General features: G+C 65.1%; 1 pseudogene. It reads right to left on the bottom strand.

The window, feature by feature from the left end:
• Positions 1-301: pseudogene (locus ACPYOG_RS19365) on the bottom strand (glycine dehydrogenase (aminomethyl-transferring)); the annotation flags it as partial.

Here is a 301-nt window from a genome sequence, read left to right as displayed (position 1 = left end):
AGGTGGTGGACCGGGAAAGCGGCCTGCTCACGCGGGTAGTCGCGGTCCCAGTCGGAACTGACGACGGCGGCAGCAGTGTGCGGCGCGTTGCGCAGCGGCGACTTCTCAACAGTGAAATCACCGCCGGCCACCTGGTCGATTTCCTTGCGGATGGTGATCATGGCTTCGATGAAGCGGTCGATCTCCGCCAGGTCTTCGGACTCGGTGGGCTCCACCATCAAGGTTCCGGCAACCGGGAAGGCCAGGGTGGGAGCGTGGAAGCCGAAGTCGATGAGGCGCTTGGCCACGTCCTCGGCCGTGA

The sequence above is a fragment of the Leifsonia sp. HAY1-4F genome, from assembly GCF_056755275.1.
Note: the sequence above shows the minus strand (reverse complement) of the source record. Positions and strands in the feature narration are given on the sequence as shown.